Raw genomic sequence first — 24,105 nt, 5'->3', positions numbered from 1 at the left:
ACCGGCCCGCGACCGGGATCAGACCGTGGAGACCACCACGGTCTTCGCGGCCTTGTCGTGGATGCACTGCCGGTACGGCTTGTCGAAGACGCCGAACAGAAGGTCGATCAGCCACCAGAGCGCGGCGCAGCAGATGACCGCCGGGAGGATGAACACGGCGGACCGCGTCCAGGCGGCGGCCGGCGTCGGCGTGGTGCCGTCGATCAGCATCGCGACCCTGACCTTCATGGCCTTCTTGCCGAGGGTCTGGCCGTCCCGGCTGAGCATCACGCCGTCGTAGATCAGGAGCAGGCCGCAGGCCAGCCAGAACGCGCCGGCCGAGCCCGACCGGTCACCGAGGCTGGCGAAGGGCAGCACCAGGAGGACCGCCACGATCTGCGCGAGGACGTAGTCGATCACCTGCGCGAGGATCCGGTTCGGCCAGCTGCCGAGCGGCGGCATCCCGGGGATCGGCCCGGCGCCGGGCGTCCCGTACCCCGTGGGCCCGTAGCCGGGCGGCGGCTGGTCGGGCGGCGGCCCACCGTAGGGGCCCTGGCCGTACGGCGGTTGCCCGTAGGGTGAACCGCCGGGCGTGCCGCCGTAGGTGCCGCCGTACGCGCCGGGGCGGTCGTCGTAGGGGCTGCCGGCCGGGGGCGGGGGTGAGGACGGCGGCGGGTTGCCGGACGGGTCCGACGGCGCACCTTCCGGCGTGCCGCCACCCGGGGACGGGGGCTGCTTGTCGAAGGAGGGCTGGCCGCCCCCCTCCGGCTCGGAGCCTGAGGGGTTGTGGGTGCTCATGCCCCGAGTAGAACATCACACATTCGGTAATTTTTGGATATTTAGTCCGTTTCGCCCGGCAACCTCCGGGTGACCCGCGGTCAGTCCCGGACGACCCGGGTGCCCGCCATCCGGTCGTGCCAGCCGCGCCGGGCGGGGCGGTCGAACAGCGGCCAGACCAGGCCGAGCAGCAGTACCGCCGAGGCGTTCCGGACCAGCCAGCGGGTCAGGGACCGGGCCAGGCTCAGCCTGGGGCGGGCCGCCGACGGGGCGGCGTCGACCACCCGGATCCGGGCCAGGCGCTTGCCGAAGGTCTGGCCGGTACGGGCGGTCGGCAGTACTTCGTAGAGCACGCCGACGAAGGCGAGGAGGGCGATCAGGACGGCGACCTTGCCCACCACCACGCCGTCCACCAGCCAGACGTCGACCTGACGGCGGGTGAGCGCGCTGGCCATCCTGGCCTGGTCGAGCTTCTGCTGGAGGTGGGACCGCACGGAGCCGCCCAGCGGGATCGCGGCCGCGGTGGCGACCACGGCGAGCACGGCGGTGTCCACCAGCCGGGCGGCCAACCGGCGTCCCGGCCCGGCGGCCACCGGCGCGGGGGGACGGCGGCGGGCGGCCGTTCGCCGCGCGCCCCCGGCCTGCACGGCAGGGGCGGCCGGCGCGGGGATCACCGCGGGCACCTCGGCGGCGGACGATTCCGGCACGAGCTCCCGCTCCGGCGCGGCCACCTGCGCTGCCACGGACGCGACCACCGGCGCGGGAGCGGCCGCACGCACCGGCGCGGCCACCGCCACCACCGCCGGACCGGAGGCACGTTCGGCCACCGGCCCCGCGGCCGCCGCCGACTCCACCACCACCGAATGCGCAACCACCGGCTCCACCACCACCGCCGGTTCCACCCGCGCCCCGGGCGCGCGCTCCCCGCCCACCGGCCGGACGTCCGCCGTCCCGGCCGTTCCCGGGGGCGGCTCCGCCCCCGGGAGCACGCCCCAGGAGACCCAGCGCGGCGCCCCGCCCGTCTCCATCAGGCCGCGCTGCGCCCGCGGGTCGACCTGCCAGCCGGACGCCCCCGGCTCGCCGTCACGCTCATCCGGCACCCCGCCGCCGCCCTCCCGGCCGGTCGGCCCGCCCCCGGCCGGCCCGACGCGGGAGTCCCCGACAGCGGTGTCCCCGGCAGCGGAGCCCCCGGCCCGGGAGCCCACCTGCGCCGCGGCCGGCCCGGCCGCCAGGTGCGGCCCGACGCTGAACGACGCCCCGCCGGCCGTCTGGTCCAGATACACCGGCCCGGTCTCCCCGGACACCTCGACGGCCGACGGCGCCGCCGTCGACGGCCCGGCGACGGACGGCCCGGCGACGGACGGCACCACGGCCGACGGCAGGTCGGCCTGCGCCATCGCCGCCGGCGGCGGCACGAAGCGCGCGCCCGCCCCCGGCCCGGACCCCGCGCCGCCCGCCACACCGCCGCGGCGCGACACGAACCGGGGCGGCGCCAGCACCTCGCCCGCCGCCGGGGCCGGACGGCTGGTCCCCGGCACCCAGGCGGTGCCGCCCCAGTAGCGGACGAAGCCGGGCACCGAGGGATCGGGGTAGTACCCCGGGGTGGGGCCGACGGCCGTCTCCGCGCCGCCGGCGAAGGGCCGGTCCGTCATGGGGTCTTCTTTCCTGGAGGGCCGATGCGGCGCACCCGGCGGGCAGACCACGCGACGGCGACTCGGGCGGCCCAGCTGGCTTCGCCGTCGGCGCGCGCGAGGACACCGCCGATGGGCGGACAGTCGCGGGTCAGTCACAAAGAGTAGTACCTCGGCGGGCCGACGGGGGGAAGTTGCGCAATCGGCGGACAGTCCGGGTCCGCCCGGGATAAGGAGGACGGCGCGCGCACCCGACCACGCGCCCGCCCTCCCCGCGTTCACCACTCCTCGCGCACGTCTGCGGAAACCTCGCCGAGAAATCTCGGAAACGTGTGTAAGACCGCCCGCGATCCGTGCTCTCCAAGGTCACAGGGCCCGCGAACGGGCACGAACCGGAGTCAGAGAGGAACCCGATCATGGAGCGCGCGACGAGCGTGGTGGAGCACGAACTGGAACTCAACCTGGTGCTCTCGCCCGAGCACAGCGTCCCCGTCCCGGCCCGGCTGTCCTACAGCAGCCACGACCCGTACGCGGTGCACATCACCTTCCACCTGGACACCGGCTCGCCGGTCACCTGGGTGTTCGCCCGCGAGCTGCTGGTGGAGGGCACCTTCCGGCCGTGCGGCCAGGGGGACGTGCGGATCTGGCCGACCCTCCCCCAGCCTTCGGCCGGGGGTGCCCCCAGGGGCCGGCGCAGCGTGCTCTGCCTGGCGCTGAGCTCGCCCGCCGGGGACGCGCTGCTGGAGGCTCCGCTGCCGGTGGTGGCGGCCTGGCTGGAGCGGGCGCACCGGCTGGTGCCGCCGGGCAGTGAGCTGGCCGCGCTGGACATGGACGGTTCGCTCGCCGAGCTGCTCGCGTGACCGACCGCGCCGCGCGGCGCCGCCCCGCGCCGGGCACCCCCCGACGCGACGGCCCGGGACGCCCCGGCCCCGGACACGAGGGTCCCGGACAGGGCGCCTCCCCACAGCACCCGTCCGAACCGGACCACCCCGAGCAGAGCACCCCCGAGCAGAGCGCCCCCGGGCCGGTCGGCCCGGGAGCCCCCGGCGACTCAGCGGGCCGCGGGGGCCTGCTGACGGTCGCGCGCGGGGCCCGGACGGCCACCGCCGCTGCGCTGCCCGGGCAGCGGGACGAGCGGTGCGCCGGCGGCCCGCCGCCGCGCCCTTATCCGTAGCGCCGCGGCCAGCAGGAAGCAGACCCCGACGAGCGGGTAGACCGAAGCCGGGATCTGGCCGGCCGCCGACAGGTGCAGGTCGAGGTCGCCGTGGTGCGGCACGACCCACATCCCGAACGAGAAGAAGGCGACCAGCGTGGCCCCGAAGGCGACGCGCCAGCGCAGCCGGCGGACGGCGGCCGGACGGGCCTGCTCGACCGCCGCCTCACAGGCGAGCAGCGCGAGCACCGGGACGCACCAGACCCAGTGGTGGGTCCAGCTGATCGGCGAGATCAGCACCGCGGTGACGGCGGCGCAGCAGACGCCCCACGCCTCGGCGCGCGGCAGCCAGCGGGAGCTGGAGGCGGCCCAGGCGGCGATGGCCAGGCCGGCCACCGCGACCAGCCCGGAGCCCAGGGTCGCGACGGTCCCGGGGTCGGCGGTGTGCAGCAGCCGGGCGACGGCGCCGCGGACCGACTGGTTGTCGACGATCTCGGTCTTGCCGACCCGCGAGGAGTCGTAGAGGTACTTGGTCCAGAAACCCCAGGTGGCGTCGGGCAGGACGAGCGCGCCGAGCAGGAAGGTCCCGAGGAAGGTGAAGCCGGCCACGAAGGCGGCCCGGATCCGGCCGGTGAGCAGCAGGTAGACGGCGAAGAGCCCGGGGGTGAGCTTGATGCCCGCGGCGATGCCGATCGCGACGCCCTTGCTGCGGCGGCCGTCCGGGCGGGTGAGGTCCCAGAGGATCAGGCAGGCCAGGGCGAGGTTGATCTGGCCGTAGCGCAGCGTGGTGAAGACCGGTTCGAGCCAGACGCCGCCGCCGGTGACCAGGATCACGCCGAGCGGGCGCAGTTCGCGGCGCGGCCAGCCGACCAGCTTGAACGACAGGTGGGTGAAGAGCGCGAGCAGGCCGAGGTTGCCGAGGGTGATCGCCACCCGGAGGAACGGCACCGGGAACCAGGTCGTCGGCACGAACAGCATCGCGGCGAACGGCGGGTAGGTGGCGGGCAGGTTCCACTCGGTGACCCGTAGGGCGTAGAGGTCGGTGCCGTCGGCGACGGCGGCGCCCTCCGCCCGGTAGACGATCATGTCGACCATCGAGGTGTGGACGAAGTGCCGGACAACGGCATAGACCACCAGGGACAGCAGCGCCACTGCGGAGACGGCCAGCAGCGGGCGGCGCGGTGTCTCGCGCAGGGCCCGTACGGGTGCGCCGAGGGCGTCCTTCACGCGGTCCGACAGGGGCCCGGGCGCCGGGTCCGGTGCGGCTGGCACCGCGCTGCGCTCGTCTTGCACCGCTGTCACTGTTCGCTCCGTCCACCGTTCGACCAACCAGCGACGATACCGGATGACCGCCGACCGGGCCCGATCGGGATAGTTACGGAATGTGACCGACCGGGCAGGAAAACACCCCGGCCGGCCGTACTCCGTTGCGGGCGGAGCACGGACGGCCGGGGTCCCGGGGAGGGGTCGGAGGGGCTCAGCCGGTGTAGGCGCCGAGGGCCCGGGTGAAGTCCAGCGGCTGCTGGACGACGCTGCTGCAGCTCGCGTCGGCGTACGCCTTGGCGCCGCCCTCGCACGCCTTGTCGCGGGTACCGGACCACATCGCCAGCCAGGCCAGGTGCTTGGTCCCGGCGAAGTCGGCGAGCTGCTTGGCGTCGGCGACCGTGAAGATCTCGCTGGCCACGTCGTTGACGCCGATCATCGGGGTGACCGCGACCTTGCGCCAGGCGGCGGCGTCGTCCAGGCCGAGCACGCTCTTCACCTGGGCCTGGGTGGCGGTGGCCGCGGCGATCGCGTACTTGCCCATCTGGCCCTGCGGGTTCGGGGCGACGCCGTCGCCGAAGTCCATCGCCATGATGTTGACCGCGCCGATCGCGACGCCGTTGTTCTTGGCGTCCGCGACCAGGTTGACACCCTCCTGGGTCAGGCCGGAGGGCAGCGCGGGGAGGGTGAAGGAGACGTCCAGGGCCTTGCCCTTGGCGGCCGCGTTCTTCTGCAGCTGGGCGATCGCCTGGGCGCGGCGGGTGTTGGCGGCGGCGTTGGCGATCGCGCCGCCCTCGACGTCGAAGTCGACCTTGGTCAGCCCGAAAGCGTCGACGGTCTTCTGGTAGACGGCGGTCAGCTCGGCCGTCGTGGTGCAGGCCAGGGCCAGCTCGCTGCCGTTGGCGCCGCCGAAGGAGACCCGGACGTCGCCGCCGACCGCCCGCAGCGCGCCGATCTGGGCGGCCACCGCGTCGGCGGAGAGGTCGCTGACCCCGCCCCACTTCGGGGTGCAGCCGCCGCCGGAGACCACGAAGGCGAGGGTGAAGTTCTTGACGCCGGTGGCCTTCGCGGTGGCGACCAGGTCGTACGGCGGGTAGAGCGAGGTGTCCACGTACGGGGCGAAGCCCGCGCCGGTGACCGGGGCGGGAGTGCCGGTCGCGGTGGCGGTGGGCGTGGGGGTGGCGGTCGGCGACGGCGGCGGGGTGGTCGGCCTGGTGGTCGTGGCGGTGGGGCTGGGCGACGCCGTGGTGGGCTTGGCGGTGGCGGTGGCGGTGACCGTGGCGCTCGGCGACGCGCTGGGCGCCACGGTCGCGGTCGGCGAGGCGCTCGGGCTGCCGGTCGGACGGCCCGAGGGGGTCGGCACGGTACCGTCGCCGGCCTTGCAGGAGACGTTGTTGATGAGGCAGTTGCCGGGCTCGGCCTGGGCCGCGCCGGAGCCCTGGGCGACGAAGCCGACCACCAGGCTCCGGCCGGGCTCCAGGCGCTTGCTCCAGGGCTCGGGCTTGACGGTGACGTGCGGGCCGTCGGCGCTGAAGGTGGCGTTCCAGAGCGAGTCGATCTTCGCCCCGGCCGGCAGGTCGAAGGTCAGCGTCCAGTCCTCGATCGCGCTGCTGTCCGGGTTGGTGACCAGGTACTGGCCGGTGTAGCCGGCGTCCCAGGTGCTGGTGCGGGTGTAGACGGCGCCGAGCGAGGCGGCGCTGGCCGAGGAGGCGAGGACGACCACACCACCCGCGACCAGCGCGGCGGCGACGGCCGAGGCCCCGAGGACGACTCCCTTGCGGCTGCGCCGGCGGCGGCCCGGGCGGCGGGCGGGCTGGGTCGTCATGGGCGTACCTCCACAGGGGGCGCCTCCCGCCCGGGGGTGGGGAGACGGCTGGGCCGGACGGGGTCACGGCGGCCGGGCGCGGGTGCGTGGAACCGTCGCGGGCGGCGTGACCCGGCTCGGTCGGGTGACCGGCGCGGATGACGCTAGTGCGGCCGGACGGCCGGAACCGGCCTGCTGAGCGAGGGGTACAGCTCCCTTAGGGCCCGCTTAAGAAAGAGGGGGAGACCGGTGGCGCCGGCCCGGCCCGCCACCGCGTCGGCGGGGCCGCCGATCAGCGCTGGAACAGCGTGTTGCGGCTGCGCCGGCGGCTGACGCGGGCGGGGGCGCCGTCGGGCCGGGCCCGCAGCCGCAGCCGGATCTCGGCGCCGCCGAGCACCGCGGAGCGGCCCAGCGCGACATCGCCGCCGGTGACCTCGGCGAGCTTGCGGGCGATGTCCAGGCCGAGGCCGGTGGAGCCCTCGCCGCCGTGGCCCTGCCCGCGCTTCAGGGCGGCCTCGGGGTCGGTGAAGCCCGGTCCGGCGTCGCCGACCAGCACGATGACCGAGCTGTCGGTGGCGAGCACGTCGACCGAGAAGGCGGTACCGACGGCGGTGTGGCGGAAGACGTTGCCGAGCAGCGCGTCGACGGCGGCGGCGAGGTCGCCGCGCTGGACGGACACCGGGGCGGGCTGGTCGGCGCCGGCCAGCTGCCAGCGGCGGCCCTCGTCCTCGGCGAGCGCGGACCAGAAGCCGACCCGCTCCTGGATCACCTCGGCGGCGTCGCAGCCGACGGTGACGGCGGGCGCGTCCTCGGGCGCCCGGCGGGCCGAGCGGATGATCTGGTCGACCTCGCGCTCCAGTTGGGAGACGGCGTGCCGGGTGGCGTCGGCGGCGTCGCCCTCGCCGAGCGAGGCGGCGTTGAGCCGCAGCACGGTGAGCGGGGTGCGCAGCCGGTGCGACAGGTCGGCGGCCAACTCCCGTTCGGCGGCGAGCAGGTGGACGACCCGGTCGGCCATCGCGTTGAACGCGTGGGCGGCTTCGCGCAGTTCCTCCGGGCTCCCGGCGTTCTGCCGGTCGTCGACGGGCACCCGGACGGCGAGGTTCCCGCCGCCGAGCGAGCGGGCCGCGGCGGCCAGCCGGCGGGCGGAGCCGACGATCCGGGCACCCATCCGGTCGGCGACCAGCACCGAGATCGCCACCAGCCCGAGCGCGACCGCCGACAGCACCAGCCAGGCGGTGGAGACCCCCCGGGTGAGGTCCCCGTCGGCCACGAACACCTCGACCACGGCCGTCCGGCCGGTGTCGACCGCGACCGGCTGCAGCAGGGCGAAGCCGCCGGGTACCTCGACGGTGAACGAGCGGCCCTGGCCGCCGGCGGTGCCCACGTCGGCGGCGAGCGCGCGGGCGTCCCCGATGGTCGCCCCGCCGTCCGGACCGGCCGGGACCGCCCCGGCGAGCGGGAGCGCGGCGGACGACGCGGACGACGCGGACGGCAGCGCCGACGGCAGCGCGGCCGGTCCACCGGGAGCACCCCCCGGGGGCGTCGGGCCCCCTCCCGCCGGGGCCCCTCCCGCCACCGTCCCGGTCGTCCCCGTCCCCGCTGCCGGCAGGTGGACCGCCATCCGCCCCTGCGCCCCCGCGTCGGTACTGGCCACCGCGCGGGCGATGGCGCCCTGGTCCGTGGTGATCGCGAGCGCCGGGCCGAGCGCCGCCGCCTGCCGCTCGGCCGCGGTGAACGCCCGGTCCCGCGCGGTCTGTTGGACCATCAGCCCGAGCGGGATGAGGAAGGCCAGCGCGACCATGGTGGTCCCGGCCACGGCGGCCTTGATCAGGGCCCAGCGCAGCGAGTGCCCGAACCGCCTCATGTCAGGCGCCCCGCCGGGGCGGGCCCGGGCTCCGTCGGGTGCCCGGTCGCCTCCAGCCGGACCCCGACGCCGCGCACGGTGTGCAGGTAACGGGGGTTGGAGGCGGTCTCACCGAGCTTGCGGCGCAGCCAGGAGAGGTGGACGTCGATGGTCTGGTCGCCGCCGTAGGTCTGGCGCCACACCTCGGCCAGGATCTCCTTGCGCGGCACGACCACACCGGGGCGGGCGGCGAGGAAGGCCAGCAGGTCGAACTCGCGACGGGTCAGATCGAGTGCCCGGCCGTCCAGCGTGGCCTCGCGGCGCTGGAGATCGATGGCGAGCCCGCCGACCCGGAGCACGTGGGTGACCGGGGCCGTCCCGCCGCCGAGCCGGCGCAGCACGGCGGCCATCCGGGCGCTGAGGTGCTCCCCGGAGAAAGGTTTCACCAAGTAGTCGTCGGCGCCGTCGTTGAGCAGCCGGACGATCTCGGCCTCGTCGTCCCGGGCGGTGGAGATGATGACCGGCACATTCGTCAGGCCGCGGATCATCTTGAGGGCCTCGCTGCCGTCCAGATCGGGCAGGCCGAGGTCGAGGATCACCAGGTCGCAGCCGACCTGGGCGACCTCGCGCAGCGCCTCAAGTGCCGTACCCACACTACGGACCGCGTGACCGGTGTCGGCCAGGTGCCGGATGAGGGCGGAGCGTACGAAGGGGTCGTCCTCGACCACGAGCACTGTTGCCATGGGGCTGCACGGTACGCCATCGGCGTGCGGTGGTCTGTACCTCGGGGTGGGTCCGGGACCGGCTGCCGCGCAGGTCCGGACCGATTCGCTCCCTCCCCTGGTGTTTTGTGCAACTTGCCTGCTGAATAGCAGGGCTGCCCACCTGCGGCGGCCCCGAATACGGCAGGATGTGCGCACGATGCGGAACGGACTGGTACAGCTCGGCGCCTGGGCGGCGGCCACCGGGGCAGCGGTGGCGCTGTCCTGGTTCGGCGTGCACGCGGTGCTGACCGGCGCCGCGTTCGAGCAGCCGAACGCCCTGCCGCTGCCGTCCCCGGCGTCCACCGGCGCACGGTCCTCGACGACACCCGCGCCGACACCGACACCGACCCCGACGCCCCGGCCGGAGACCTCCGGCCCGACGCCCGCACCGGCCTCGTCGACCACCCAGCGCGGCGCGGTGCCGCCGGGCGCCCCGCCCGCCTCGCGCCGTCCCACACCCACCACCCCTGCCGCCACCACCACGTCCTCCGTGCGCAGTTACCTGGTCCCCGGCGGCAAGGTCGCGCTGGACATCCGGCCGGACAACGCCTCGCTGGTCTCCGCCACCCCGGATCCGGGCTGGCAGATGCAGGTCTGGAACGGCCCCCAGTGGATGCGGGTGGACTTCACCAAGGGCGACCAGGCCAACTCGGTGTTCGTCGCCTGGAACGGCCACCCGCCGACGGTGGAGACGGCCGTCCGCTGACCGGCGGGCCGAGGACGCGGCGGCCGGCGGGACAACGGTCGGCCGGAGCGCCCGGTCACCACCGGTCGAACGGCACGTACCCCGGCAGGTAGGGGCCGCGGTAGCGGGACCGGTCGACCAGGGTGTGCCGGGTGCCGCCGGGCACCCCGATCGCGGCGAGCACCACCACCCCGTACCGGTCGTGCACCTCGTAGGGCTCGGCGAGCGAGCTGGCGCCCCGGTCCACGGCGTAGTCGTACGCGTAGTGGACGTCCGGCACGCCGACGGCGAGGTCCACCACCCCGTCGCCCTGCCGGGCCAGGTGGCCGGCCAGCTCCCGGCCGCGCGGCCCGATCACCTGCACCAGCGAGGTCAGCACGAACCGCGTTCCGGGCGCGCGCAGGACGTAGGAGACGGTCTCCGGCTCGCCGGTGTCGGGCCCGGCGTAGGCGGTACAGCGCAGGCCGAGCGCGGTGGCGTAGCGGCGTGCCGCGCGTTCGGCGTCGCCGACCGCGAAGACCACCGCGTCGGCGTGCCCCATCGGGACGAGGTCGGGCTCCTCCAGGCCCGCGGTGAGCAGCACGGGTTCGGCGGCGGTGTCGGTCATGACGGCCCTCCCGGTGGGCGTACGGGACCACGGTCGGCCCCGTGGGCCGGTGTGGGGACCGGCTCACGGGGTTGTGGCTGGAGGGTGGCGCCGGGCCGACCGGCGCGCAACTGTTCCGTTTCCTCCTGGTCAAGGTGTGCGCCGGGGCGGGAGAATCGGCCGCACCGCTGTACAGAATGCCCACCGGAGGACGGAGCCCCGCGATGCCCCCCGCCCAGTCCCCGAGTTCCCCGAACTCCACCGAATCGCCCAACTCCGCTGCCGGACCGGCCCCTTCGGCGCCGACGGCCGGTAGCGCCAACGACGCGATCGACGTGCTGGACGGCCGGCTGATCCGGCTGCTCGCGGAGGAGCCGCGGATCGGGGTGCTGGAGTGCTCGCGCCGCCTCCAGGTGGCCCGGGGCACCGTGCAGGCGAGGCTGGACCGGCTCCAGGCCAAGGGCGTGATCGGCGGGTTCGGACCCGAGGTGGACCCGGCGGCGCTGGGCTACCCGGTGACGGCCTTCGCCACGCTGGAGATCTCCCAGGGACAGGGCTCCGACGTACGGGCCCACCTGGCCGCGGTGCCGGAGGTCCTGGAGCTGCACACGATCACCGGGCGCGGGGACATGATGGTGCGGATCGTGGCCCGGTCCAACGCCGATCTGCAGCGCGTGATCGACCGGGTGGTGGGGTTCGACGGGATCGTCCGGTCCTCGACGGCGATCGCGCTGGAGAACCCGGTGCCGTACCGGATCCTTCCGCTGGTGGACCAGGCCGCCGCCGAGTAGGGCGGCCCCGACGGGGTCGGCCCGGCGAAAGTGCCCGGCGAAAGTGGCCCGGTGCGCGTGGCCCGTCGGTCGGCCCGGTCGGCGGCCCACGGGCGGGCATATGCCAGCGGTCCGTGCGGATCGTGCGCGAAAAGATCACTCATATGACGATCCATTCATCGATCCGCTCCCCCCTGCCCCCGGCCCCACCCACTCTGATCACCTCCGCCCAACGCGCCCTGCGCCTGCTGGAGGCGGTCGCCCGCTACCCCGGCGGAGCCACCGCCAAGCAGCTCGCCCGCGACACCGGCCTCGCCCTCGGCACCGCCTACCACCTGCTGCGCACCCTGGTGCACGACCGCTACCTGGAGCGCCGCGACGGCCTCTACCTGACCGGCCCGGCGGTCGCCGGACTCAGCCGGGAGGAGAGCCCGGCGGCCGGGCACAACCGGCTCAACCGGCTGCTCACCCTGCTCTCCGACGAGCTCTCCGCGGCGGTCTACTTCAGCTGGTACCGCAAGGGAGAGGTCGAACTGGTCGACGCGGTGGCCGCGCCCGGCGCGCCACTGATCGACCGGCGCCACTTCCGGGCCGCCGCCCACGCCCACTCGGCCGGCAAGACCCTGCTCGCCCTGATGTCCGCCGAGGAGCGCCGGGCCCATCTGGCCCGCTACCCGATGCTGGCGCTCACTCCGTACACCCTGCGGGAGCCCGCGCACCTGCCGATGCTGCCCCGCCAGGGCCCACAGCGGGCCGCGCCGATCACGCAGTACCAGGAGTACGCGATCGGCACCGCCGGGGCCGCCGTGCCGATCGTCGCGGGCAACGGCATCGCCGCGGTCTCGGTGTCGCTGCCGATGGCACAGGCCCACCGTTTAGCCGCCGTCGCCGCGCAGCTGCGCACCCGCTTGAGCGACGACTTCGCCTCGGTGGCCTTCGGTCTCTGACCACCCTCCCCGGGCCGGGGCACGCGGCCCGGACCAGGCCGGGCGGACAGGGCTCGCCCGGCCGCCACGCCCGCGGCCCGAACCCCCAGTACGTGAGGCCGGCCCCCGCACCCGCGGCCCGACCGTCACACCCGGCACCGGTACCCGGTACCCGCAGGACCCCCGCGCCGCGCGACCTCAGCAGGCGGGAACGGTCCCGCCGTTCCTCAGCGCGTCCAGCGCGGAGATCGACTCGCTCAGCGTGCCCACCGGCACCAGTCGCAGGCCCGCGGGCAGGTTGACCTTGGCGTCCGAGCACTCGTCCTTGGGCAGCAGGAACACCGTCGCGCCGTCCCGGGCCGCCGCCTGGGTCTTCAGCGGCACGCCGCCGACCGGGCCGACGACGCCCTGGTCGTCGATGGTGCCGGTCCCCGCGACGGTCAGCCCGCCGGTGAGGTCGCCGCCCTTGCCGTCGCCGGCGAGCTTGTCGACGATGCCCAGCGCCAGCATCTGGCCCGCGCTCGGACCGCCGATGTCGCCGAGGTCGACCTTCACCTTCACCTGGGCCGGCGAGAGGTGCAGGTAGGAGAGCGCGGCCATGGTGGCACTGTCCTGCGACTCGGTCATCTGCTGGGCCGTGACCTCCTCCGCCTTGGCCGGATCACCCTGCGGGTAGACCGTCTCGGTCGGCCGGACCGCCTCGTCCTGGTCGAACCAGGCCTGCAGCGACCGCCAGAAGCTGGTCCGCTCCCCCGGGTTGGTCGCCGAGATGGTCACCATCCGCAGCTGGCCGTCGGTGGTCCGCACCGGAGCGCCGGTGATGGTCAGCACCGGCTTGTCCTGGTAGCTGCCCAGGGTGTCCGCGGTGACCCCCGGCCAGGTGAGCGTGTACGGCAGCGGGACGAAGGCCGCCACGCCGAACAGCGCGGCGACCAGCACCCCGCACAGCGCCAGCGCGCGGGTGCGGGGAGCGGTCAGGGCCTTGGGCAGCTTGGTGTCGGACACAGAGGCATCCAAACACACCCGGCGCTATCGCAGGGCGTCGGCGACCTCCGTCGCGGCCTCCAGCACCCGGGGGCCGACCCGCTCGGGGACGAGCCCGTTCAGCATCACCACGCCGACGCTGCCCTCGATCCCGCTCAGCCCGATCAGCGCGGCGGCCGCGCCGCTCGCGCCCGACTGCTCCTCCGCACGGGTGATGACGAACCCCTGCTCCGGACGGCGCTGGCTGGGGAAGCCGCGGGCCTCCAGGATGGCCCGCCCGGCGGCGCTCTCCCCCAGCGGGTGGCGCAGCCCGGTCCGGTACGCGACGTGGAAGTCCGTCCAGCTGGGCTCGACCACCGCGACGGCCAGCGCCTCGTTGCCGTCGACCAGCGTGAGATGGGCGGTGGCGCCGAGGTCCTCGGCCAGGCTGCGCAGGGCCGGCAGGGCCGCCTCGCGCAGCAGCGGGTGCACCCGGTGGGCCAGCCGCAGCACGCCCAGGCCCACCCGGGCCCGGCCGCCGATGTCCCGGCGGACCAGCCCGTGCTGTTCCAGGGTGGCCAGCAGCCGGTAGACGACGGTCCGGTTGACGGCGAGCCGGGCGGCGAGCTCGGTGACGGTGAGGCCGCGTTCGGAGTCGGCCAGGAGTTTGAGGACCCGGACACCGCGGTCCAGGGTCTGGGAGGTCTCTGCAGTCACGACGCGCATTTCCTTTCCGCGGCGGGTCGCCGGAGCGGCGGCGCCGGTCCGGGACTCAGGTGTCGCGCGCAGGTGGGTGGCCGCGCTCGGGCCGCGGTGTGTCGTCCTTGACGTCCTGGCGGTCCTGCGGCGCCCGTCCCCCGGGGGTTACCCGGTGGGAGAGCGTGTGGGAAAGGTAGTGAAGGAATTGTCGCGGCGGAAGTGGTTGTCCAAAATTCGGGCATGATCGACTTCGTTGCGCATGACAAACCGGGGCATATGCCCACAACCCGCAGGCAAGTCCTGCGCACAAGTTCGACCACAGTCCGAAGTTCGGACAGCCCGCCCGGCGGGGGCGCCGCACCACGGCCCGGCCGCGCGGGCCCGCGGCACACCCGAGGCGGCGGGTCGGAGCAGGGTGCGCGGCACATCCGAGGCGGCGGGTCAGAGCAGGTTGCGCAGCACCGTCCAGGCCACCGCGGTGCCGAGTACCGCCGCCGTGCCGCGCCGGCCGAGCGGCGGCCGCCAGCTCCGGCCGGCCAGGCCGTGCCGCAGCCAGGCGAGGTAGAGCAGCGCGACCAGCGGCAGCGAGAGCAGCAGCGCCGCGTTGTCGTGCCAGGCCGCCGCGAGGTCGCCGTGCAGCAGGTCGTACGTCATCCGGGTGCCGCCGCAGCCGGGGCAGTCCAGTCCGGTGACCTTGTGCCAGGGGCAGAACGGCAGCAGCTGCCCGGGCAGGTGCGGGTCGCGGTTCCACAGGTAGGCACAGCCCGCCAGGCCGCCGACGAGCAGGGCCAGCGGCGGCCCCGCGGTGCGCAGCCGGCCCCCGGGCACGGCGAAGCCGCCCCGGCCGGAGCCGGGGCGGCGCGCCGCGGATGGCCTGTCCAAGGTCAGCTGCGCAGCAGACGGCCCTGGGCGTCCGTGCGGTCGTTGCTGGTGAGGAAGAGGATGCCGTCGATCAGCGACCAGACGCCGAGACCGCCGCAGGTCAGCAGCTGGGCGATGCCCAGGCCGATGTGGCCGGTGTAGAAGCGGCCGACGCCCAGGCTGCCGAGCAGGATCGTCAGGATGCCGGCGACAATCTTCGACTTGTCGGAGAGCTCGGGCTGGGCGTGGGGCGGGTACGACACGTTCGGTGTGCTCCTTGTGAAGACATGTTCGAGGGCGCGACGGATCGTCGCCTTCCTCGACCGGTGAGGTCGCCGGCCCTGCTCAACGGGGGCTGCGGCAGCCGCCCGGACGGGACGGCACGCAGCGACAGACCCGTAGGCGGCGCGGCACGCGGAAGACTAGCCGATCATCACACCGGCTGTCTCTACACTTTCTCCTCGTATGCCTTACCGTCACATGACCTTAACGGGGATGTCGGACCGGTCGCCGACGCGCCGTCACTTCGCCCATTCCCGGATCCGGTCGATCCGGGCCTTCAACTGATTGACCGTCGCCTGCGCGGTGAGCGGGCCGCCGCACTGGCGCCGCAGCTCGTTGTGCACGGTGCCGTGCGGCTGACTCGTCCGGTGGTGCCAGGCCGCCACCAGCGCGTTCAGCTCCTTGCGCAGCTCGCGCAGTTCCTGATGGGTCACCACCGGCCGCTGCTCGGCCGGCAGCTCCAGCAGATCGGCCTCCTCGGCCGGCTTGGCCTTGCTGCGCTGGATCTGCCGGTGCTGGCGCTTCTGCAGCAGCATCTGCACCTGGTCCGGCTCCAGGAGGCCCGGGATGCCGAGGTACTCCTCCTCCTCCTCGCTGCCCGGGTGCGCCTGCATGCCGAATTCCATGGCGTTGTAGAGCACCCGGTCGAAGACCGCGTCGGAGCCGATCGCCTCGTAGGAGAACTCGTCGCCGCCCGCGCCGTCCGGACCGTCGTTGGCCCGCTCGGCCTCGGCGAGCAGCCGGTCCTCCTCGTCGAAGAGGCCCTCGCCCTCCTTCTTCGGCCGGTCCAGCACGTGGTCGCGCTGGAGCTCCATCTCGTTGGCGAAGCCCAGCAGCGTCGGGATGGTCGGCAGGAAGACGGACGCGGTCTCGCCGCGCTTGCGGGCGCGCACGAAACGGCCGACGGCCTGCGCGAAGAACAGCGGGGTGGAGATCGAGGTGGCGTACACCCCGACGGCCAGGCGCGGCACGTCGACGCCCTCGGACACCATCCGGACGGCGACCATCCAGCGCGAGTCGCCCGCCGAGAAGTCGGAGATCCGCTGGGACGCCTCCGCCTCGTCGGAGAGCACCACGGTGGCCTTCTCCCCGCTGATCTCCCGCAGGATCTTGGCGTAGGCGCGCGCGGTGTTCTGGTCGGTGGCGATCACCAGCCCGCCGGCGTCCGGGATCGCCTTGCGGACCTCGCTCAGCCGGCGGTCGGCGGCCTGCAGCACGCTGGGGATCCACTCACCCTGCGGGGCCAGCGCGGTGCGCCAGGCCTGGGCGATCAGGTCCTTGGTCATCGGCTCACCGAGCCGTGCCTCCAGCTCGTCGCCGGACTTGGTGCGCCAGCGCATGTTGCCGCTGTAGCTCAGGAAGATCACCGGGCGCACGACGTGGTCGGCCAGCGCGTGCCCGTAGCCGTAGGTGTAGTCGGCGACCGACTTGCGAATGCCGTCGCCGCCCGCCTCGTACTGGACGAACGGGATCGGGTTGGTGTCCGAACGGAACGGCGTACCGGTCAGCGCCAGCCGGCGGGCGGCCGGCTCGAAGGCCTCGAAGCAGGCCTCGCCCCAGGACTTCGAGTCACCGGCGTGGTGGATCTCGTCCATGACGACCAGCGTCTTGCGGGCCTCGGTGCGGTTGCGGTGCAGCATCGGGTTGACCCCGACGCCCGCGTAGGTGACCACGATGCCGTGGTACTCGCGGGAGAGCGGCCCGGAGGAGTAGGCGGGATCGAGCTTGATGCCTATCCGGGCGGCGGCCTCGGCCCACTGCTTCTTGAGGTGCTCGGTCGGCGCGACGACGGTGATCTGCTGCACCAGGTGGTTGTGCAGCAGATAGGAGGCCAGGGTCAGGGCGAAGGTGGTCTTGCCTGCGCCCGGGGTCGCGACCGCGAGGAAGTCGCGCGGCTGGCTCTCGATGTACCGGTCCAGCGCACCCTGCTGCCAGGCCCGGAGCTTGCCGGCCGTCCCCCAGGGGGCCCGGCCGGGGAAGGCCGGCGACAGGTGGTGCGAAGCGGCCGGCGCGCCTTGGCCGGCGGCCCGGGCGGGCGCGTGCGGCTCGTGCGTGTCGGAGAAGAGGGGCATCGAGGAGGCGGCGGCAGTACTCACGGTCTCCGAGGGGGATCATCGCAGGTCAGAGGCTGTTTTGCGGCCCCTGCCCACGGTCGGGCGGCAATCGGACAACCGGTCCAGCGTACCGGTTGGGCGCCGTTCGGGCGGCCAGGCTCGACCCCCATGGCACCCGGACGGCCGGAAACCGATGTGACCCGGATCACGGAATTCCGTGCGGGGAACCGCGTAAGCGCGACCACTCCACCGGCTCTCACCAGTGAGGCCGGCCCCCACCCTCCACAGCCGCCACACCGGCCTCATGCCACTGAGAAGGCCCCCACACCCCAGAGAAGGGACGCGCGCCGTGCACGCCGCCGTCGAAGAGACCGTCCAGGCCCGTTTGATCCTCTCCGCCCACCGCTCGGCCCGCCTGCGGGTCACCCTCGCCTACCGCCCGGAGGACCCGCTCGCCGTCCGGATGGGCTTCCCCGCCGAGTTCTCGCTGGACGAACCGGCCGACGGCCCGGACACCGGCCGGGAGCAGGGCCCGGACATCGAGTGGGTCTTCGCCCGTCAGCTGCTGACGGCCGGCCTGGAACTGGCCGCCGGCCTCGGCGACGTCCACATCCGGCCCGCCCCGGGCCGGCGCACCATGGTCGAGCTGCGCGCGCCCGAGGGCACCGCGCTGGTCCGCTTCGACACCACCGACCTGCGGCGCTTCCTGTGGCGCAGCCGGCTGGTCGTCCCCGAGGGCGAGGAGTACCTGTACCTGGACGCCGACCGCGCGCTCGCCGAGCTGCTGGGCTGACGCGGGGCGGGGCGCCCGGCAGGGCCCGCGCCCGAATCGTCCGCCGGCGACCGCCCGGGGCCGAGCCCGGGCGAGCGCCTCAGGAGGACAGCCGGCGCATCAGCCGGACCCCCTGCGCCGCCGTCAGGTGCGGCAGGTACGCCTTGCCGATCGCCCGGGTGATGCTGGGCAGGGCCGCCGGGTCCGGGTAGGCCATGTACATCGGCCGGTACTCCGGCTGGAACTTCGCCTTGAAGGCCAGCAGCGAGCGGAACCCGTACACCGGCTCCAGCACCCGGCCCATCCAGTCCAGCGTGCGCTGCAGGCCGGTGGGCGGCGCGTCCTGCCCGGAGCGGGCCAGCGGCGCGCCGGAGAGCGAGAGGAAGCGCGCGCCCTCCTCCTTGAAGCCGAGCGCGGCCGAGGCGATCAGGAACTCCGTCACCCCGCGGAAGCCGTCCGAGCGCCGGCGCATGAAGTCCAGCGTCCAGCCGACCGGCACGCCGTCCTCGTAGACCGGCATCCAGCTGGTCAGCCCGTGCACGACGCGGTCACCGTCCACGGCGATCAGCAGCCGGACCGCCGGGTCGTCCAGCTCCTCCAGCCCGCCGAGGGTGAAGCCCATCTCGGGCAGGCCCTTCTCGGAGACCCACTCCTCCGAGATCGAGCGGATCTGGTCGCGCAGCGCGAGCGGCGCGTCGTGGTACGCCCACCACTCGGCGGTGATGCCCTGCTTGCCGGCCTTGTTGAGGGCCGTCCGGATGTCCTGCCACTTGCGGCCGGTGAAGGCGAGCCCGGGCAGCGCGACCACGGTGTCCTCCGCCACCTGCAGCGAGCGCCAGCCGAGCTGGCCGGCGGCGGCGCGGGTCTCCGGGGTGACGCTGTAGAAGCACGGTGTCCAGCCGCGGGTGTCGCAGTACCGGGCGAAGCCCGCCACCGCCCGGCGGCGGGCCTCCGGCTCGCCGAACGGGTCGCCGGTGGTCAGCGCCACGGTGGAGAGCACCCGGTAGGCGACCGCGGCCCGCCCCTCCTCGTCGAACCAGTAGTGGTTGCCGTCCCAGGTGGTGATGAAGGAGAGCGTGCCGCCTCCGTGCGCGGTGAGCAGGGCCCGCGCGCGGGCGGCGTCCTCGGCGTCCGCGTGCACCACCGGCCGGCGGAAGGCCACCAGCAGCGCGGTCAGCGCGACGGCCCAGAACGCCAGGCCGCAGTACGTCTCCAGGAAGCGGGCCACCGCGCCGACGGCGATCGGGTAGTCGGGCAGCAGGTCGTTGTAGGCGGGCGGCAGGAACTGTGCCGGCAGTCCGGCGATCAGACCGCGCACTCCCGCCGTCGGCTCGAACTGACCGGCCACCAGCCGGCCGAACCCCACGTAGGCGGCCGAGGCGGCCAGCGCCGCCCCGCCGAGCACGAGGGTGAGCCGGCCGAGCGCCGCGCCCGGCAGCCGCAGGCCGAACCGCTGCCGGGTGACCAGCAGCAGGCCGGTGGTGAGCAGCGGCAGCAGCAGCGCCTCGACGAAGTACTGCACCACGTCGCCGGTGCCGGTGCCGGTCTCGGTGAACAGCCAGAGCAGCAGCGCGGCCCAGAGCAGCTCGGTCGCGACGGTGATCCGCCAGGCCAGCCGCAGCCCCCGCCGCAGGCCCTCGGCGAGGACGAGCAGCAGGGCGGGGAAGAGCGCGGCCATCAGCCGGGCCGGGGTGTCGAAGATCCGCTGGACGGCGTGCGCGCGGGCGCAGTCGTGGGCGGAGAGGGCACAGAAGTCGGCGACCTCGTCCGGGGTGAGCCGGTGCGAGAAGTAGAGCTCGGAGAAGGTGTTGAACGGTCCGGCCGCGTTGTCGTACAGCGAGGCGATCAGCGGCCCGAGGGCGGCGGCCACCAGGCAGAGCGCGACCAGCACCCGGGTCTCGGTGTGCGAGGAGCGGTGCGGGCGGAGCTGCCACCGGCCCCGGGCGAGCAGCGCGCCGACGCCGAGCCCGAGCAGGGCGCCGGCGAACCGCTGGACGCTCTGCAGATGGCCGACGTACAGCGTCATCACCAGCGGGACGAGCACCACCAGCAGGTGCAGCCGGCGCCGCCAGAGCACGCTCAGCCGGTAGCCGAGCACGCCGGCCAGCGCGAACAGGCCGACGACCGGGCCGGCGGCGGTCTGGTCGGCGACGGCGGCGGTCCACTGCTCGCCGGCCCGCGAGCCGAAGGCGACCAGTCCGGTGCCGAGCAGGGTGCCCAGGACCTGCCCGCCGACCAGCACCAGGAGGGTGCGCCGCCGACCGAGCCGGCGCTCGGCGGCCGGGCCGACCAGGAGCAGCAGCAGGGTGGTGAAGACGTACGAGGCGACGCCGGAGCACCAGAGCAGCGAGGTGAACGGCGTCCACCAGCGCCCTTCGCCGAGGGTCGGCAGGCCGACCCCGACCTGGGCCAGCAGGGCCCGGGACGGGCCGTTGAGCAGGCTGCCGGTGGCGCCGCCGATCGCCCAGAGCAGGCCCAGCAGCACGAGGGTCATCGGCGCGGCGCGCAGCCGGGCGGTGAACCCGGTGACGGTCTGCCCCGCCCACCGCGGGCCGGGACCGGGAGCGGGAGCGGGCGTCCCGGTGACGGGGGCGCGGTCCTGTTCGCGGTCGCGCTGGCCGACCAGGACGGGCGGCGAGCCGAGTCGGATCACGGGATCAGTCCGGTCTGCTTGGCCAACCAGGGCAGATTCTGTTCGAGCGCGTCCCGGAACACCCACCAGCTGTGCCCGCCGGGGATGGGCTGGAACTCGACCTTCATCCCGGCCTGCCGGGCGGCCGCGTACATGGCCTCCTGCTGGGGGCGGAAGGCGGCGTCCCCGGCCCCGACGGCGAAGACGCCGGCGGTGTCGGGGTAGCTCCGGGTCGCCATCAGGTGCGCCGGGTTGACGGCGGCGAAGGCGGCCTCGTCCCCGCCGAAGGCCTTGCCGACGGTCTCGGAGTGGCCGCCCAGGTCGGGCTCGGCCTGGCCGGAGATGTCGAGGAAGGCGCCGTAGACCTGGGGCGCGTTGACGGCGAGCTGCAGGGAGCAGGTGCCGCCGAGCGACATGCCGCCGATGGCGAGCGAGGTCCGGCCGGTGGCGGTCTGCAGGTGGGTGTGGATCCAGTCCGGGACGTCCTCGGCCAGGTAGGTCTGGGCCTTGGCGATCCGCGAGTCCATGCACAGGGTGTTGCCCATGCTGGTGGCGATCTGGTCGGCCATCACGACGATCGGGGCCAGGCCCTGGTGATCGGCGGCGAAGGCGTCCATCCGCTGCTGGAGGCCGCCCGAGGTGACCCAGTCGGAGGGGCTGCCGGGCTGGCCGGCCAGCAGCACCAGCACCGGCAGCAGCGGCCGGGGGCTGGCCTGGTAGGCCGGCGGCAGGTAGATGTAGGCGTCGCGGGCGTCGAAGCCGGACTTGGTGCCGGGGATCGGCGCGCTCGACACGGTGCCCTTCGCGGGGAGCCCGGCCGGCGCCTGCCAGACGTCGGCGAGCGCCTTGCCGGGCGGCGGGGAGACCGTCTGCGGGGCCTTGCCGGTGGTCAGCGCCTGGGTCTTGGGCGCGAGCATCATCCGGGCGGTCGGGTACTGGTCGAAGCCCCGGTTGACCTGCGAGGCCGCCATCAGCAGCACCAGGGCCGCACCGCCCGCCGCGTACAGCCGGCGACGGCCGGACAGCAGGGGCGCGCGGAAGCCGGCCAGGGATATCGCCAGCAGCGCGAGGCCGATCCAGCGGAGCACGTAGTCGGGCAGGCCCTCGGGGAAGGGGTGCCACCAGCCGTCGACGACGACCTTCACCAGGGCGGTGAGCGTCAGGGCGAGCAGCACCGCGCCGAGCGGGCGCAGGCCGCGCCAGCGCCGGTCCCGGGTGAGGGCGAGCAGGGCCAGCGCGGCCCAGCCGGCCGCGAGCACGGCGTACGGGATCGGGCCCTGGGTGAGCGGCCAGTCGATCGGGTTCCAGCGGATGGCGAGCGAGACGGAGGTCATACTGCTTTCCCCGGCCGGGTGGTGTCGGCCAGGAATCCGTAGGCGACCACGTTTCCCTGGTAGCCGTGTTCCTCGCTGTACCCGCCGCCGCACGTGATCACCCGGAGCTGGGCGTCGGCGGCCTGGCGGTACACCCGGTCGTCCGGGAAGTCCTTTCGGTCGTGCACTTCGATGGCGTAGAGCTGGTAGACGGCGGTCGCGCCGTCCTCGCGGGCGATCTCGATCCGGTCGCCGCGGTGCAGCGCTCCCAGATGGTAGAAGACGGCGGGCCCGCTCTTGTTGTCGACGTGTCCCGCGATGATCGCGGTACCGCGCTGACCGGGTGTGGCGCCGCCCCGGTACCAGCCCGCCAGGTTGCGGTCGGCGGCCGGTGGCGCCTGGAGGCGGCCGTCGCCGTCCAGGCCGAGGCCGGTGACGGGGGCGTCGAGCTTGACGGCGGGGATCCTGATCCGGGTCGGGGCGGAGGGGCCGAGCGGTGGGACGACGGAGACCGGGGCGAACCCCGAGAGGGACTGACCCGTTCCCGGCGCCGGGGGCAGGGCGGCGTGGCCTCCGTCGTTCAGCAGCCAGGCGCCGAGGACGACCGCGGCGCCGACCGCCAGGGTGCCCGGCCACGGGCTCCTGCTCTGTTGGGCGCCCACCCGGCGCTCCCCTCTGCTGACAGCTTGCTCGTTCCTGGGAGTTCCCTGGGAACAATTCAACCGGATTGGACCCTAAGGCACGTCAATACGATGGTCCTATCGACACCCCCCGATCGGCAGGGTCAGCGGCCCGACGCGTGCTCCGAGTAGGTGGGCGACCACTCGGAGAGACCAGAAGTCACGGCAACGCCGCTCCCGAGTCGTCCTGTATGAGCATCGACAACCTCGGACACCTGTCCGGTTGCACCAATCGAGCGATCAGTTGCGACCGTTCGTGGTGGATCAACGACCGATCGCGTCCGCATGCCATGCTGACCCCGTTCACAGGCCTATCACCGCACTTGTCCGACCGGACAGTTCGCGTCTGCCGCACGCCCCATGAACGGAGTTGACCATGGACGCTCTCTCCCGCCGCACCCTACTGGCCGCCGGTGCCGCCACCGCCGCCACACTCGCGGCCGGCTGCGGCGCCAACGGCGGGACCGGCGGGAGCGGCGGAGAGCAGACGGCGGCCCCGGTTCCGGTGCCGGCCGGCCCGGCGGCGGACCACGCCGCCCCCGGCTCCGCGCCCCCCAAGCCCCCCGCCACCCTGATCGGCGACGGCTCCACCTCGGACACCGGCCCCCAGCCGAACCAGCCCGCCGCCGAGCCGTTGAAGCTCGGCGAGCGCCCGCCGCAGTTCGTGGTCTTCTCCTGGGACGGCGCCGGCGAGCTGGACAACGGCCTGTTCGCCCGGTTCCGCCGGCTGGCGCAGGAGCACAACGCGTCGATGACCTTCTTCCTGAGCGGCCTCTACCTGCTGCCCGAGGCCAAGAAGGACCTCTACCGTCCGCCGCAGCACAAGGTCGGCGCCTCCGACATCGGCTACCTCTCGGACCAGCACATCCACGACACCCTGGAGAACCTGCACGCGGCCTGGCTGGAGGGGCACGAGATCGGCACCCACTTCAACGGGCACTTCTGCGGCACCACCGGTGTCGGCAAGTGGTCGCCGGAGGAGTGGGACAGCGAGATCCAGCAGGCGATGGACTTCGTCACCAACTGGAAGACCACCACCGGCTTCACCGACCTGCCGGCACTGCCCTTCGACTACCGCAGGGAACTGATCGGCAGCCGCACCCCCTGTCTGGAGGGCCAGCGCAACCTGCTGCCGACGGCCGTCAAGCGCGGCTGGCGCTACGACAGCAGCGGCAACGGGACGCAGGTCTGGCCGCAGAAGATCCAGGGCGGGGCGCTCTGGGACCTCCCGCTGCAGTCCATCCCGTTCCCCGGGCACACCTTCCAGGTGCTGTCGATGGACTACAACATCATGTTCAACCAGTCCGGCAGCAACACCAAGGCCGACCCCTCCCTGCACGCGGCCTACCAGACCCAGGCCAGGGACTCCTACCTGATGGGCTTCGAGCGCGCGTACACCACCAACCGGGCGCCGTTCGTCATCGGCAACCACTTCGAGCAGTGGAACGGCGGCATCTACATGAACGCCGTCGAGGACGTGCTCAAGGCCGTCGCCGGCAAGCCCGAGGTGCGACTGGTCTCCTTCCGCCAGCTGGTCGACTGGCTGGACGCGCAGGACCCGGCGGTGCTGCGCAAGCTGCAGGGCCTCGCCGTCGGCCAGGCGCCGGCCGCGGGCTGGGAGACCTTCCTCGGCTCCCCCGCCCCGGCCCCCGTCCCGGCCGGCTGAGC

Annotated in this window: 21 protein-coding genes; 6 read left to right on the top strand and 15 right to left on the bottom strand. The window is 74.3% G+C overall.

The genetic code is table 11. From position 1 onward, the window contains the following. Positions 1-18: 18 nt before the first annotated feature. On the bottom strand, positions 19-777 hold the full coding sequence (locus tag ACIQTO_RS24710) for an RDD family protein (RefSeq protein ID WP_402391858.1): 759 nt from the start codon (positions 775-777) through the stop codon (positions 19-21). A gap of 80 nt (positions 778-857) precedes the next feature. After that, a complete protein-coding gene (locus ACIQTO_RS24705) occupies positions 858-2,408 on the bottom strand; it encodes an RDD family protein (protein ID WP_402391856.1) in 1,551 nt (516 codons plus the stop codon). A 395-nt stretch (positions 2,409-2,803) separates the two neighbouring features. Here ACIQTO_RS24705 and ACIQTO_RS24700 point away from each other — a divergent pair, with 395 nt between their 5' ends. Next, a complete protein-coding gene (locus ACIQTO_RS24700; RefSeq protein ID WP_402391854.1) occupies positions 2,804-3,247 on the top strand; it encodes an SsgA family sporulation/cell division regulator in 444 nt (147 codons plus the stop codon). 191 nt (positions 3,248-3,438) lie between these two features. Here the strand turns inward: ACIQTO_RS24700 and ACIQTO_RS24695 are convergent, their stop codons facing one another. From ACIQTO_RS24695 to ACIQTO_RS24680, 4 genes are all read right to left on the bottom strand, one after another. Then, positions 3,439-4,842 carry a glycosyltransferase 87 family protein gene (locus tag ACIQTO_RS24695; RefSeq protein WP_402391851.1) on the bottom strand — a complete coding sequence of 468 codons (1,404 nt, stop codon included), beginning with the start codon at positions 4,840-4,842 and terminating at the stop codon, positions 3,439-3,441. Between the two features lie 175 nt (positions 4,843-5,017). Continuing rightward, on the bottom strand, positions 5,018-6,628 hold the full coding sequence (locus ACIQTO_RS24690; RefSeq protein WP_402391848.1) for a cellulose binding domain-containing protein: 1,611 nt from the start codon (positions 6,626-6,628) through the stop codon (positions 5,018-5,020). Between the two features lie 271 nt (positions 6,629-6,899). Then, on the bottom strand, positions 6,900-8,471 hold the full coding sequence (locus ACIQTO_RS24685; protein WP_402391845.1) for a sensor histidine kinase: 1,572 nt from the start codon (positions 8,469-8,471) through the stop codon (positions 6,900-6,902). Next, complete coding sequence (locus ACIQTO_RS24680; protein WP_402391842.1) at positions 8,468-9,193, bottom strand: response regulator transcription factor; 726 nt, start codon at positions 9,191-9,193, stop codon at positions 8,468-8,470. Before ACIQTO_RS24680 ends, ACIQTO_RS24685 begins: the two co-directional genes overlap by 4 nt. A gap of 178 nt (positions 9,194-9,371) precedes the next feature. On the opposite strand from ACIQTO_RS24680, the gene ACIQTO_RS24675 reads away from it, so the two are divergent. Then, positions 9,372-9,920: a hypothetical protein gene (locus ACIQTO_RS24675; protein ID WP_402391839.1), complete on the top strand. Its 549-nt coding sequence runs from the start codon at positions 9,372-9,374 to the stop codon at positions 9,918-9,920. 55 nt (positions 9,921-9,975) lie between these two features. Here ACIQTO_RS24675 and ACIQTO_RS24670 read toward each other — a convergent pair whose 3' ends face one another. Further along, positions 9,976-10,506, bottom strand: coding sequence for a VOC family protein (locus ACIQTO_RS24670; protein WP_402391836.1), 531 nt, complete (start codon positions 10,504-10,506; stop codon positions 9,976-9,978). A gap of 203 nt (positions 10,507-10,709) precedes the next feature. Here ACIQTO_RS24670 and ACIQTO_RS24665 point away from each other — a divergent pair, with 203 nt between their 5' ends. Further along, entirely contained in the window at positions 10,710-11,276 is a 567-nt protein-coding gene (locus ACIQTO_RS24665) for an Lrp/AsnC family transcriptional regulator (RefSeq protein WP_402391834.1), read from the top strand. Positions 11,277-11,419: 143 nt separating this feature from the next. Next, entirely contained in the window at positions 11,420-12,202 is a 783-nt protein-coding gene (locus ACIQTO_RS24660; protein WP_402391831.1) for an IclR family transcriptional regulator, read from the top strand. Between the two features lie 177 nt (positions 12,203-12,379). Here ACIQTO_RS24660 and ACIQTO_RS24655 read toward each other — a convergent pair whose 3' ends face one another. The 5 genes from ACIQTO_RS24655 to ACIQTO_RS24635 form a co-directional block, all read right to left on the bottom strand. Beyond that, positions 12,380-13,186 carry a S16 family serine protease gene (locus ACIQTO_RS24655; RefSeq protein WP_402391828.1) on the bottom strand — a complete coding sequence of 269 codons (807 nt, stop codon included), beginning with the start codon at positions 13,184-13,186 and terminating at the stop codon, positions 12,380-12,382. 24 nt (positions 13,187-13,210) lie between these two features. After that, a complete protein-coding gene (locus tag ACIQTO_RS24650; RefSeq protein WP_402391824.1) occupies positions 13,211-13,861 on the bottom strand; it encodes an IclR family transcriptional regulator in 651 nt (216 codons plus the stop codon). 423 nt (positions 13,862-14,284) lie between these two features. Continuing rightward, a complete protein-coding gene (locus tag ACIQTO_RS24645; protein ID WP_402391821.1) occupies positions 14,285-14,725 on the bottom strand; it encodes a DUF2752 domain-containing protein in 441 nt (146 codons plus the stop codon). Between the two features lie 2 nt (positions 14,726-14,727). Then, positions 14,728-14,967 carry a TM2 domain-containing protein gene (locus tag ACIQTO_RS24640; RefSeq protein WP_380575655.1) on the bottom strand — a complete coding sequence of 80 codons (240 nt, stop codon included), beginning with the start codon at positions 14,965-14,967 and terminating at the stop codon, positions 14,728-14,730. A gap of 258 nt (positions 14,968-15,225) precedes the next feature. Then, positions 15,226-17,058, bottom strand: coding sequence for a DEAD/DEAH box helicase (locus ACIQTO_RS24635; protein ID WP_402392150.1), 1,833 nt, complete (start codon positions 17,056-17,058; stop codon positions 15,226-15,228). Between the two features lie 331 nt (positions 17,059-17,389). On the opposite strand from ACIQTO_RS24635, the gene ACIQTO_RS24630 reads away from it, so the two are divergent. Continuing rightward, a complete protein-coding gene (locus ACIQTO_RS24630; protein ID WP_402391817.1) occupies positions 17,390-17,833 on the top strand; it encodes an SsgA family sporulation/cell division regulator in 444 nt (147 codons plus the stop codon). Between the two features lie 79 nt (positions 17,834-17,912). Here the strand turns inward: ACIQTO_RS24630 and ACIQTO_RS24625 are convergent, their stop codons facing one another. Genes ACIQTO_RS24625 through ACIQTO_RS24615 form a run of 3 tightly spaced genes read right to left on the bottom strand, consistent with a single transcriptional unit; the run spans position 17,913 to position 22,419 of the window. After that, entirely contained in the window at positions 17,913-20,465 is a 2,553-nt protein-coding gene (locus ACIQTO_RS24625; protein WP_402391815.1) for a bifunctional lysylphosphatidylglycerol flippase/synthetase MprF, read from the bottom strand. Next, positions 20,462-21,778 (bottom strand): alpha/beta hydrolase, encoded by a 1,317-nt coding sequence (locus ACIQTO_RS24620; RefSeq protein ID WP_402391812.1) that lies wholly within the window; start codon positions 21,776-21,778, stop codon positions 20,462-20,464. Before ACIQTO_RS24620 ends, ACIQTO_RS24625 begins: the two co-directional genes overlap by 4 nt. Continuing rightward, positions 21,775-22,419, bottom strand: coding sequence for a class F sortase (locus ACIQTO_RS24615; protein ID WP_402391809.1), 645 nt, complete (start codon positions 22,417-22,419; stop codon positions 21,775-21,777). The genes ACIQTO_RS24620 and ACIQTO_RS24615 overlap by 4 nt, the downstream gene beginning before the upstream one ends. 394 nt (positions 22,420-22,813) lie before the next feature. On the opposite strand from ACIQTO_RS24615, the gene ACIQTO_RS24610 reads away from it, so the two are divergent. Further along, a complete protein-coding gene (locus ACIQTO_RS24610; RefSeq protein ID WP_402391807.1) occupies positions 22,814-24,103 on the top strand; it encodes a hypothetical protein in 1,290 nt (429 codons plus the stop codon). The last annotated feature ends 2 nt before the right edge of the window (positions 24,104-24,105 follow it).

The sequence above is a fragment of the Kitasatospora sp. NPDC091207 genome (assembly GCF_044768625.1).
Classification (GTDB): Bacteria; Actinomycetota; Actinomycetes; order Streptomycetales; family Streptomycetaceae; genus Kitasatospora.
This window is presented reverse-complemented; position numbering and strand designations above follow the sequence as displayed.